General features: G+C 61.8%; 14 protein-coding genes and 1 pseudogene. 6 read left to right on the top strand and 9 right to left on the bottom strand.

Annotation, left to right across the window (positions count from 1 at the left end):
- Nucleotides 1-98: 98 nt before the first annotated feature.
- Nucleotides 99-320: a hypothetical protein gene (locus M0D67_RS35120; protein WP_266241620.1), complete on the top strand. Its 222-nt coding sequence runs from the start codon at nucleotides 99-101 to the stop codon at nucleotides 318-320.
- A gap of 19 nt (nucleotides 321-339) precedes the next feature.
- Here the strand turns inward: M0D67_RS35120 and M0D67_RS35125 are convergent, their stop codons facing one another.
- Both M0D67_RS35125 and M0D67_RS35130 read right to left on the bottom strand, forming a co-directional pair.
- Entirely contained in the window at nucleotides 340-837 is a 498-nt protein-coding gene (locus M0D67_RS35125) for a hypothetical protein (RefSeq protein ID WP_154562539.1), read from the bottom strand.
- Entirely contained in the window at nucleotides 834-983 is a 150-nt protein-coding gene (locus tag M0D67_RS35130) for a hypothetical protein (RefSeq protein WP_154562537.1), read from the bottom strand. The genes M0D67_RS35125 and M0D67_RS35130 overlap by 4 nt, the downstream gene beginning before the upstream one ends.
- 241 nt (nucleotides 984-1,224) lie before the next feature.
- Here M0D67_RS35130 and M0D67_RS35135 point away from each other — a divergent pair, with 241 nt between their 5' ends.
- The 4 genes and pseudogenes from M0D67_RS35135 to M0D67_RS35150 all read left to right on the top strand — a co-directional run bounded on the left by M0D67_RS35135 (nucleotide 1,225) and on the right by M0D67_RS35150 (nucleotide 3,132).
- Nucleotides 1,225-1,488 carry a DUF1488 family protein gene (locus M0D67_RS35135; protein WP_166618231.1) on the top strand — a complete coding sequence of 88 codons (264 nt, stop codon included), beginning with the start codon at nucleotides 1,225-1,227 and terminating at the stop codon, nucleotides 1,486-1,488.
- A gap of 394 nt (nucleotides 1,489-1,882) precedes the next feature.
- Entirely contained in the window at nucleotides 1,883-2,317 is a 435-nt protein-coding gene (locus tag M0D67_RS35140; protein WP_233464945.1) for an Hsp20/alpha crystallin family protein, read from the top strand.
- Nucleotides 2,274-2,621, top strand: a pseudogene (locus tag M0D67_RS35145) (S16 family serine protease); the annotation flags it as partial. The gene M0D67_RS35140 and the pseudogene M0D67_RS35145, both read left to right, overlap by 44 nt.
- 37 nt (nucleotides 2,622-2,658) lie before the next feature.
- The gene (locus M0D67_RS35150) at nucleotides 2,659-3,132 is read left to right on the top strand and encodes a hypothetical protein (RefSeq protein ID WP_154562532.1); all 474 of its coding nucleotides are present in this window, start codon (nucleotides 2,659-2,661) and stop codon (nucleotides 3,130-3,132) included.
- 165 nt (nucleotides 3,133-3,297) lie between these two features.
- On the opposite strand, the gene M0D67_RS35155 is transcribed toward M0D67_RS35150, so the two are convergent.
- The 4 genes from M0D67_RS35155 to M0D67_RS35170 all read right to left on the bottom strand — a co-directional run bounded on the left by M0D67_RS35155 (nucleotide 3,298) and on the right by M0D67_RS35170 (nucleotide 7,346).
- Nucleotides 3,298-3,591, bottom strand: a complete 294-nt coding sequence (locus tag M0D67_RS35155; protein WP_154562529.1) for a DUF1330 domain-containing protein — start codon at nucleotides 3,589-3,591, stop codon at nucleotides 3,298-3,300.
- A gap of 190 nt (nucleotides 3,592-3,781) precedes the next feature.
- Complete coding sequence (locus tag M0D67_RS35160; protein WP_266241624.1) at nucleotides 3,782-5,092, bottom strand: MFS transporter; 1,311 nt, start codon at nucleotides 5,090-5,092, stop codon at nucleotides 3,782-3,784.
- 122 nt (nucleotides 5,093-5,214) lie between these two features.
- Nucleotides 5,215-6,117, bottom strand: coding sequence for a CoA ester lyase (locus M0D67_RS35165; protein WP_266241626.1), 903 nt, complete (start codon nucleotides 6,115-6,117; stop codon nucleotides 5,215-5,217).
- Complete coding sequence (locus M0D67_RS35170; protein WP_154562522.1) at nucleotides 6,114-7,346, bottom strand: Zn-dependent hydrolase; 1,233 nt, start codon at nucleotides 7,344-7,346, stop codon at nucleotides 6,114-6,116. The genes M0D67_RS35165 and M0D67_RS35170 overlap by 4 nt, the downstream gene beginning before the upstream one ends.
- Nucleotides 7,347-7,487: 141 nt before the next feature.
- On the opposite strand from M0D67_RS35170, the gene M0D67_RS35175 reads away from it, so the two are divergent.
- Nucleotides 7,488-8,453, top strand: coding sequence for a LysR family transcriptional regulator (locus M0D67_RS35175; RefSeq protein WP_266241628.1), 966 nt, complete (start codon nucleotides 7,488-7,490; stop codon nucleotides 8,451-8,453).
- On the opposite strand, the gene M0D67_RS35180 is transcribed toward M0D67_RS35175, so the two are convergent.
- From M0D67_RS35180 to M0D67_RS35190, 3 genes are all read right to left on the bottom strand, one after another.
- Complete coding sequence (locus M0D67_RS35180) at nucleotides 8,450-9,376, bottom strand: glyoxylate/hydroxypyruvate reductase A (protein ID WP_266241630.1); 927 nt, start codon at nucleotides 9,374-9,376, stop codon at nucleotides 8,450-8,452. The genes M0D67_RS35175 and M0D67_RS35180 overlap by 4 nt on opposite strands.
- A 22-nt stretch (nucleotides 9,377-9,398) precedes the next feature.
- Complete coding sequence (locus tag M0D67_RS35185; RefSeq protein ID WP_266241638.1) at nucleotides 9,399-10,175, bottom strand: class II aldolase/adducin family protein; 777 nt, start codon at nucleotides 10,173-10,175, stop codon at nucleotides 9,399-9,401.
- Between the two features lie 137 nt (nucleotides 10,176-10,312).
- The coding region (locus M0D67_RS35190) for an RraA family protein (protein WP_308112627.1) at nucleotides 10,313-10,932 on the bottom strand (620 nt) is incomplete at its 5' end.

Here is a 10,932-nt window from a genome sequence, read left to right on the forward strand (position 1 = left end):
CGGCGGATATTCTCAGCGCGCGATAGCCCCGAGTGATCGGGCACCGGAACTCGCCGCAGCGATAGCGCGGCTGTTTCGGATGTCTATGAGGTGTGCGAATGCGGCCCTTTGCCGAAGTCGTTGTTTCGTTCGCGCCCCCGCCCTTGATGGTTGCGATCGTTTTCTCGGTCGCGTACCTGCTGGTGGGGATTCCGGTCCATTTCGCGCGCGGCGCAGCCGCCAGGGACTGGCTCGGCACCCTCGCCGGTATTTTCGCGGCACTCGCATACATCGTGCTGGTTGTGGGCTTTTATCCGGGTGTTCAAACGGCGGCACGATAGCCCCCCTTCTTGCCCGAACCTAGCGCGATTTTCGCAAACTGGCCATGATCGTATTGATCTGCGTGTCGAACTGTTCGAACCACAACTGCGTCGCTTCCAGTTGCGCGCTTACCTCCTGAAAGTGGGCTTCACTCGCTTCGACAGCGCGCTCTGCGTCGGCAATCGTCTCGGGGGCAGTTTGCGCGCCAAGCGCAAGCACGGCGAGCGACTCGATCTCGCCGCAGGCGCTATGAGTCTGATCCGTGAGTTCAGTCAGCAGCGCCCTCAACATTTGCAACTGATCGTGCCAGCCGCTTTCTGAGCGACGCAGCTCCTCGATAAAAAGACTGATATCACCGCCCGGGGAAATGTTTGCCAGGGCGGCGGTGCTTTGTCGCAGATGATCCAGCACGGCGAGACAACCCTGGGCGCGCTCGATCAGCCCCTTCGCTCGATCATGCGCTTCAGTCATGCGCGCTTTAAGCGCCGTGACGCGATCGTAAAGCCGCGCCTGTAGGACAAACGTCTGCGGATTCACCGGTAAGTGTCCATCGGTAGGAGTTCGTGGATCGACATGGTTGCGAGCCCGAGGATCGCCATCACACCCATCGCGGCCGTCAGTGTGATGCAGGCACCGAGGACGACAATGATCTTGAGCCGGATGCTGTACGCGAATTGATTCACTTTGTTTCCTTCGGGACGCTTGCAGCGGAAATGGTGTCGCGCTCAAGGAACTGGCGGCGCCTTACCGGGTATACGGCGACATCGCGATACGGCTTGATGTAAGGATTTCCTGATTTTCGACTAGGCATATCCCGCTCATCCGCGTTGCCGTTGATGCCAGCGCGCGTTGACGGAAGAGTCCGTGACGGTTAGATATTTCGTGCTAGGCTTCTTGCACAGCTAGCTGCCAACGGAGGCGATGATGGCTGATAACATCGAAGGCATTAGTGTCGCAAATGACGGTGAGGCTGTTAAGTTCGGCATCAGAGTCGACAGCGTCCATCACTTCTGCATTGTGAGCAGGGAAGTGCTTAAGGAGTTGTCGCAAGCAGGTGCCCACAAAAGCGACTTGTTGCAGGAGTTCGAACGGCACCGCGAGTTGATCAGCGAGAAGGCTGCACTTGCAATTCGAAGCGGTTCGAAGGGAGATCCGCTACCACTTGGCATTGAACTCTTCGTTCCTTAACGTAGATTACAAACCTCATCAGGGGGCTGACATCGGTCCCCCCTTTTGTACTCGACACGCAAATCCACGGGTTGGCGCTCCAGGCAGCACGTCGGATGTGGCAGCACAGCAGAAGGCTCGCCACTTTACGTTCTCCGCATGATCAATGGCTCACATCAACAGCGCAAAAGGCGATAGTAACTATCGGCCGTATTGATCAGTACATCGACATTTCGACCTCCATCGAGCGTGACCAGGCTGACTATAATCAACTGGTCCAATACGACTTCTGGACCCGCTGACCGGACTAGTTGGAGCGGTGCATTCACCCTCGCTTGCTTGACACGCGTGCACCGTTGGCCTTTGATGAATGGACAGCCAGTGTTGGGCTGACAGAACAGGCAGGGAGCCAGCCGTGACATCCACCCGCCATACCATGATGTGGGAAGCCGCCGTCGACGCGCTTGAGCGCGCCGAGCGATTGCATCGCCAGTTCTTCCGGTTAGCTGGTCAGCATGCGCTGGTGCCGGTATGGGAGCCGCCGATCGAGGTGTTCGAGCATGACGGCCGGCTGGCGATCGTGGTGGCGTTGCCCGGCGTGGCTCCCGATCAGGTCAGCCTGGACCTCGAAGGCGGGACGCTGGTCGTCGTGGCCGAGAGGACGTTGCCTCGGGCCTTCGCCGGGGGAGCGGTCCATTACATGGAAATTCCCTATGGCCGCTTCGAGCGACATATCCGTCTTCCGGCCGGGCGCTACCGCCTGGCCGGGCGCGACTCCGAACACGGTTGCCTGTTGCTGGACTTCGAATGTCCACGTGCCGGCCGGCGCGGTCCCAAAGGACGGCCCTAGTGCCGGGGTGGCCCTGTTCATTGCGATCGCATCGCTGTTGATGGGGCAAGCCGTGCGCAGCGATTGTGCTGTGACTGGCGAGATCAGCCTGCGCGGCATTGTCCTGCCAGTGGGCGGCATCAAGGAAAAGGTGCTTGCCGCCTTGCGCGCCGGCATTGGGACCGTGCTGCTGCCTGCGCGCAATGCGTCGGACCTCGAGGACATCCCGGCCGACGCACGAAGCCAGTTGCGCTTTGTGCTGCAGGAGACGGTGGATGACGCACTGCGCGAGTTAATCGAGACCAGGGCAGTGAAGCGCTCGTAGTGCCGCGGATTACTCACTCTCCAATGGGGACCCAGTAATGAAAACCGAACATCTTCCCAATCAGCGACTCAAGGAACGCGAAAAAACCGGACCGCACCTGACCGTGCAGGAGCATTTGGGCCTGAACGGGCGAATCGCCCTTGTCATCACCAACGCGGTTGGCACGATGTGGTGTGCCTATGTCTTTGCGGTGATCGCGCTTATCAGCTTGCCATCTGCCATTCAGGGTGGAGTGTCGACGCTGATCGCCTGGATCGCTCAGACTTTTTTGCAGTTGGTGCTGCTGTCAGTCATCATGGTGGGCCAGAAGGTGGCGGCCGCAGCCTCAGACAAGCAGGCGCTACAGACCTACAAGGACGCTGAGGCGCTTCTAAATATCCAGGATGAGATGCACCGGCTCATCGAGATCAACAATTCGCTGACTGAAGCGATCCATCGCGCGGTTATGGCAAAGGGAACATCGACGGCCGAACAACCGAACGTTTCCGGCGACCCCAGCCGGCCAGCGTGATTCCAGGCAACCCGCGGCAGGACCGTCAACACCCGGGTGTGGCTCTCGTATAACGCAACGAGCTACCTGCAGGCGCGGCACGGCGCACCTGCAGAGTCGATGAATGCTATCGACGGTATCGGCGCGCTCGTGCAGGCCGCCGCGGCCGGCTGAGCGCACGCATCGTTACTCGACGCCGCGAACGATGCGCAGATCGCGCTCGACACCGTCGCCCAGCGCTTCAAGCGCTTTCTTGTAGGCGTCGCTCTCGTAGGCGGCAACGGCCTGCTCGTAGGTCGGAAACTCGATCACGACGGTCCGCTCCTTCAAACCTTGCTCGTGTGCTTCTTCGGCGACGCCGCGCACGATGAATTTGCCGTTAGCGGCTGCCACTGCGGGCGCTGCCAGTTGCGCATACGCTGCCAGTTTCGACGGGTCCTTCGTCGCGCGGTATGCGGTCACCCAATATCCCTTGCTCATGTGAATCTCCTGGTTTTGCGGCCTGAAAGTAGTGGTCGCGTTGCAAAGCAACGACGCGGGAATTATGTCACTTCGAGCATCCCCGCGTGCGGTTCACGAGCGCGCGTGCGTTCGGCCGGTTTGCGTCCATGCCCACCGCAGCAATTGCCAATCGACATGATTTTCCCCGATCGCTCCCTGTCGGCCCGCCTTAGTTAGCAAGCATCGCGGCAGATCCCTCCGCGCGTATCCCCTTGCGATAACGCCCGAGCCCCACGATTCCAACCAGCGACACCGCCGAAAGCACGCTGAAGAAAATCGCCAGCGGCAGCCACTCGCCCTTGTAGTTCTGCGCGAGCATCGTACCGATCAAAGGTGTCGTCCCACCGGCGATCGTCGCGCACAGTTGATAAGCGATGGAAATACCGGAGTACCGGACCTGCGTCGGAAATGCCGGCGTCATGAAACCGGCGATGACCGCATAGACAGCGGACAGCACCACCACCGCGAGCGAGATACCCGCCACGATCGCGACCGGATTTTGTGTCTGGACGAGCAGAAACATCGGGTAGGGCGTGAGCATGGATAGCAGCGCGGCGCAGGTCAGAAAGCGGGTCTCTCCAACACGTTGAGCCAACAGCGCCGAAACCGGCTGGGACGCCAACTGGATGAGGGTGACGACAAACAGGCAATCGAGAATGAACGATTTCGACATGCCGAGATAACCGGTGACATACGAAATCATGAACGTATTGGTGAAGAAGAACCCGGCGGAGCCGATCGTTGTGGCCATCGCCGCCATGACGATCGGATACCACGCGGTGCGCAGCACTTCCTTGACGGGCGACTTCAGCACCTCGCGATTCTTGCGAAGCTGCTCGAACTCGGGTGACTCCTTTACGCCGAGACGGATCGCCATGCCGATCAGCAGCAGCACGAAGCTGGCCAGAAACGGCAGGCGCCAACCCCAGGCAACGAAGCTTGCGTGATCGAGAGACGTGACGAGCCTGAACGACACGAGCGAAAGAATCAACCCGGCCGGGCTGCCCATCTGCGGAAAGGACGCGAAGAACGTCTTGCGGCCGGTTGGCGCGTGCTCGCTCGCCATCAATACCGCGCCGCCCCATTCGCCGCCCACGGCAATACCCTGGAGAATTCGCAACAGCACGAGCGAGACCGGTGCCCAGATGCCGATGCTGGCGTAGCCGGGCAGCAAGCCAATGCCGGTGGTGGCGATCCCCATCAGGAACATGGTCAGCAGCAGCATCTTCTTGCGGCCCAGCTTGTCGCCGAGATGCCCGAACACCGCGCCGCTCAATGGACGCGCAATGAAGCCGACAAAGAACGTGCCGAACGAAGCCATCGTACTGAGAAAGTGATTGCTGCTCGGGAAGAACACCTCGCCGAGCACGAGCGCGGCGGCCGTCGCATAGGTGTAGTAGTCGTAAAACTCGACGGCCGTGCCGATAAAAGCCGCGGTGGCGGCGCGCACGGGCTGATGAGTCTGTTCAGAAGGGGACATGGGGAATCCTGTTGTTGAACGCGCAGCGTTGGTTCGGTTGCTGTCTTTATGGGTCGCCGAAATACGCCCGCCAAATTCGGATTTTTAATCTTCAGTATCACGGCGGCTAATGTTCGCCCCGCTTATGCATTGCCGCTTTCGTCAAAGGCGCGGAGCAGCGCGTCACGCGCGATCAACCGTTGCGCGTTGTTGCGCTCCGGATAGTCGATCCACACCGATCCGGCAGGGGGTGGGTTCGCCTGCTGTGCTGCGGGTGCGTCGACGAGCGCACGCGCTGCCTGCACGTCCTCCGCGGATGGCGTCAGCGCGCGGTGAATCGCGGGCACGTGTTCGGGAAACACGACGCTTTTCGATGCGAATCCGAGTTGCGTGGAGATGTCCAGGTCCTGCCCAAGCACCTGCGCAGATCGATACGTACAAGGAAGATCGATCGGCACGCAGCCGGCGGCAACGCACTCGATCAGAAAGCGGCTGCGTGCGTAAAGCAGTTCGTGACCGCCCGGCGTGCGGCGAGCGCCGAGATTCGCCGCCAGGTCTTCGACCGCCAGCATGCAGCACTTTATCCGTGCACCCACCTGAAGTAGCGCTCCCAGATGGACCAGACCCTTTGCGGATTCGATAACTGGAACCACCTCCGTCGAGCCCTCCGGAATGCCCAGCTTGCGCTCGATGACGGCCAGCGCATCGTCGAGCGCGGCCAGTTGAGCCGCGCTCTCCGCGTGCGGCAGAAAAATCGCCCGTGGGGTGCCGGGCATGACGCCTTCGAGATCGGCATGGCCGTCGTGTTCCAGTTTGTTGATCCGTACCGAGCCGAACGTGCCGGCGCGAGCCGCGTCGCGCAATAGCGTGACAATGCGTTCGCGTGCCTGTGGCCGGTCTTGCGGTGAAGTCATTTCTTCGAGGTCGGCGACGATTGCATCCGCACCGCTTTGCAGCGCGACCGCGTGGGCCTCGGCATGGTTGCCGGGTACGAAGAGCCATGTGCGCCGGATGCCTGGCGGACGCGGCGTTTGATGCGTGTTCATACGGCCTGCCCCGCGCGCGCAAGCATCGCGTGAAGCAGCACATCCGTGCCGCGCGTGACGTCTGCCGGCAACGCGTCTTCGGCTTCGTTATGGCTCAGGCCGTCGACGCAGGGGATGAAAATCATCGCGGTCGGACAATGTTTCGCGAGATGGATCGCGTCATGTCCGGCACCGCTGACGATGCGTTGACGCGGATAGTCCAGCGCCTCTACCGCGTTGCCGACAGCCGCAATGCATTGAGGGTCGAACGGCGTAGCCGGGCTGACCCAATGCTGCCCCACTTCGACTGCGAGGCGGCGGCGCCTGGCGATGACATCGAAGCGCTCGCGCAGCGCGGCTTCCATTTTTTCGATCATCGCATCGTCGGGGTGGCGCAGGTCCACCGTGAACGACAGGTCCGCCGCGATCGTATTGCGCGATGCGTTGCGTATGTGCAGCTCGCCGATGGTGGCGAGACCCTGCGGGAAGAAGTCTGCCGCGATGCTCTCCAGTTCCGCGGCCATTTCCGCGCTCGCAAATAGCGCATCGCGGCGGTACTGCATCGGTGTCGTGCCTGCGTGCGCGGCCTGCCCACGCACGCGCACATCGAGCCAGCGAATCGCCTGGCCGCCGGTGACGACGCCGATCGGCACGCCACTTTCCTCGAGCACCGGACCCTGTTCGATATGCGCTTCGAAGTAGGCGTCGAAGACGATGCCGGGCACGGCACGCGTGCCGGCATAACCGGTTGCTTGCAATGCCTGCTCGACCGATGTCCCTGCTGCGTCGCGCGTGTTCAATGCCTGGGCGAGCGGCATGACGCCTGTGAAGGCCGCTGAACCGAGCATGGCCGGCGTGAAGCGCGCGCCTTCCTCGTTGGTCCACACGACGATTTCGATGGGCTTATCGGTTTGAATGTTCGCATCGTTCAGCGTGCGAACGACTTCGAGCGCGGCGAGCACGCCATAGACCCCGTCGAAGCGGCCGCCCTCGGGTTGGGTGTCGAGGTGGCTTCCACTTGCTACTGGCGCGGCGTCGTTCCGTTTGCCGGCGCGCCGCGCGAAAAGATTGCCGACCTGGTCGACCGACAACGTCAACCCCGCCTCGACGCACCACTGCGAGAAAAGCGCCCGGCCGGCCGCGTCCTGTTCGGTCAGTGCGAGGCGCCGCACACCGCCGCCTGCCGTGGCGCCGACGGCGGCCATGTTCATCAGGCTCGTCCAGAGCCGCTCACCATTGATCTTTAGCATCACACACTCCTGAAGCCGCGGCGTACTGACCGCGTCGGGTTCGTCGTGATGCCTTTATCCGTAATCAAAAATGATAAGTCTAATTTCTAATTCTAATCCTAAGTATAATTTTGGCGGATGATGAAACCAGTGAGGCTCATCGTGAGCAAAGACCGCCCGGACACCTATCTCAACGACCGCCTCGACTGGAACCTGCTGCGGACTTTTCTCGCCATTGCGAAAGAAGGCAGCGTGAGTCGCGCGGCGACGAAGCTGCACTTGACACAGCCCGCCGTGAGCCAGGCGTTGCGCCGGTTGGAGGAGCAGTTGGGTCTGCGCCTCGTGGATCGTCACGGTCCGCGTATCGAAGTCACGCAGGCCGGCATCGAAGTGAAGCAGATTGCTGAAGACGTGTACGGCACGATCTCGCGGCTGTCGCTTGCCGAGGTGGATCGCGAACACGATATCTCCGGCATGGTGCGCGTGAGTACCGTCAGCGGCATCGATTTCCCGGCCTACGACACGTTTCTCGCCGAGTTCCATCGCACGTATCCGCGCATCGAACTCGAAAGCCAGGAAATGCGCAGCGCAGATGTGGTGAACAGTCTCCAGCAAAAGTCCGCAACGCTCGGACTGACGCCGCGGCGCGCGTTACCGAAACGGGTCGACAGCCGCGTGTTTCTGCGGCAACGGTATGCACTTTTCTGCGGACGTCATCATCCGCTCTTTGGGCGCGACGATCTTCGGGTCGCCGATCTCGCCGGCGAAAAGTTCGTCTCTTTCACCGGCGACAAAGTGGGCGACCACCTGTCGCCGCTCACGTTCTTTCGTGACGAGATGGGCTTCACGGGGCGCGTGGTCGGCTCATCGTCGAGCATGACCGAGGTGAGGCGTTTCATTTTTGCGGGCTTCGGCATTGGTTGCCTGCCGGAGCACGTCGTGCGCGACGACATCGTTGAAGGCCGCCTTCAGCGGCTGCCGCCGGATGAAGGCGTGGCCGACCTCGATATCTACATGCTGTGGTCACAGGACCGCAAGCTGAGCGCCGCTGAAGCCGCGTTTATCGATGCACTGAATGTGTTCATCGATGGTCAGGCGGAAGGTGCTGGCCTCGAGCCTCACGCTTAGTAGCCGCGCGTCACGTCCACCACGTTCTGCAGCGGTTCACCGCGGATCAGCCTGCGCGCGTTGTGCGCCACCTGCGTGGCGATCGTTTCCGAGCTTGCCACCGACGCCATGTGCGGCGTCACGATCAGATTGGGTGCGCGCCACAAATGATCTTCGGGCGGTAGCGGTTCGGTTGGAAACACGTCGACGATCGCACCGCCGATCTGCCCGTTCTTGAGCGCCGCGATCAGGTCCGCAGGCACCAGATGTTCGCCGCGACCGACGTGAATCAGCTTCGCGCCAGGCCGTAAGTGCTCGAACATGTTCGCATTGAGAATCCAGCGGGTTTCGTGCGTGAGCGGCAAGAGACACACGAGGATGTCCGTCCCCTGAAGGAATGGCTTGAATTGCTCGGGACCGGCGAAGGTCGTCACGCCTGGCAGTTCGCGGGGCTTGCGCGCCCAGCCGCGCACCGCGAAGCCGAAGCGCTGCAAATCCGTCGCGACGCGGCTGCCGATTTCTCCCAGTCCCATGATGCCGACGGCGCATTCGGAAGCATCACGCTGATCGTGGCGGGACCAGCGGTTAAGACGCTGATTGGCGAGCACGCGGTCGAGCTGGCGATGGAAGTGCAGCGCCCCCCACGTGACGAATTCGCTCATGCCGCGTGCGTGTTGCGGATCGACGACCCGGCACAGCGGCACGGCAGGCAGGGCAGGGTCGGACAGGATGTTGTCGACGCCCGCAGCGATGCTATGCACGAGCCGCAGTTTCGGCAGCGCCGCCAGCGCGCCGGCCGGTGGGTTCCAGCACACGGCGATGTCAGCGTTGCCGCTGGACCGCTCGCCGTGCATCACGACATCGAACTCAGGGGCGGCGCGCAGAATCGGCTGCACCAGATGTGACATGTCGAAGTCACGGCTCATCAGAACTAATTTGGTCATTGCATCGAACCGGAGAACGGGCCTAGTTGCGGTAGTCGGATTGCGGGTCGTCGATCAACCGTAACGCCGCGCGCCACGCCAGCTCCGAAATTCCCGCGGAGTCGTCGCGAGCGAACTGGCTCGCTGTCAGCTCGCACACTTCTCGCGGCGGGATGCGCAGCGCGCTGCCGCCGGCCAGCGCCTGGATTTGCGCCTGACAGGCCCGCTCGAGGAAATAGATCTCGTGGAACGCTTCGGCTGCCGTCGCGCCTGCCGCAAGCAAGCCATGATTGCGCAGGATCATCGCCTTGCAGGAACCGAGGTCGCGCACCAGACGCTCGCGCTCGCCGAGTTCGAGCGCGATGCCCTCGTAGTCGTGGTAAGCGAGCTTGCCGTAGAACTTCAACGCATGCTGACTGATCGGCAGCAGCCCCTGCTCCTGCGCCGATACGGCTGTTCCGGCGGCTGTATGCGTATGGATCACGAAATGCAGATCGTCGCGAGCCGCGTGGATGGCCGAATGAATCGTGAACCCTGCGGCGTTCACACGAAACAACGCCGGGTCGCTGCGCGCCCGCTCGTCGATGACATTGCCGAGATGATCGATCTTCACGAGGTCCGACGCGCGCATTTCGTGAAACAGCACGCCATAGCGGTTGATCAGAAATGCCGGTGGCTCGCCCGGTGAACTGGGCAGGCGCGCGGTGATGTGCGTGTCGATCATGTCGGTCATGCGGAAGTGAGCGGCCAGCCGGTAGAGCGCCGCCAGTTCCTCCCGTACCTGCTGTTCGGCGCCGATCGGCGTCGGTTTGTCGCTCATGCGATCGGATGTGGGCGTGGATTGCATTTCAGAAGACTCCCAGGTTCTCACGTGCTGTAGTGCGCGTAGTGTTCGTCAGCGCGTCAGTGTCCGTCAACTTGATTGTTCTAATGCTGATCATTAGCCGCGTGAATACTTTACGACATGAAGCATTGCAGGACCTCGTGAAGCGGTGCTTTGGCGTTAAGGCGAGCCAGTATCGCGGGCTCCGCGTGGTCGGAAGCCAGCGCCAGATCGATCACGTCGGTAAGGGCCAGTGCTTCAGCGAACTGTACACCGTTGTCGTCGGCCAGCACGATGTCGCCTGGGCGCACCACGACCCCACCGCACACCACCGGCTCGTTGAACAGGCTCGACATCGTGTCGCGCTTTTTGGTCGTGAGCAACGATGTTCCGCGCGCGAACACCGGCAGCCCCGTGCTGCGTAGTTCGATGAGATCGGTCACCACGCCGTCGACGATAACACCCCTCGCGCCGGCGTTGAGCGCGGCACATGCCGTGACCGCTCCGACCGGCGCATGCGTATGGTTACCGCTCATGTCGATCACCAGCACGTCGCCGGGTTTGAGTTGCGAGAGGGCGCGGTTCACGGGGATGGCGTCGGGCGACTGTAGCTTGAGCGTCACCGCGCGCCCGATCACCTTCACATTGGGGACCATCGCGCGAAGGCGATGGTCCGCGAAGCCGTCTTCCATGAAGTGCCCTAGGGAAACGCTGATTAATGAAGCTCGGCGGTCATCGCGAACGTAGCCGAGGA

Source organism: Paraburkholderia sp. SECH4 (assembly GCF_030511745.1).
Lineage (GTDB): Bacteria > Pseudomonadota > Gammaproteobacteria > Burkholderiales > Burkholderiaceae > Paraburkholderia > Paraburkholderia madseniana.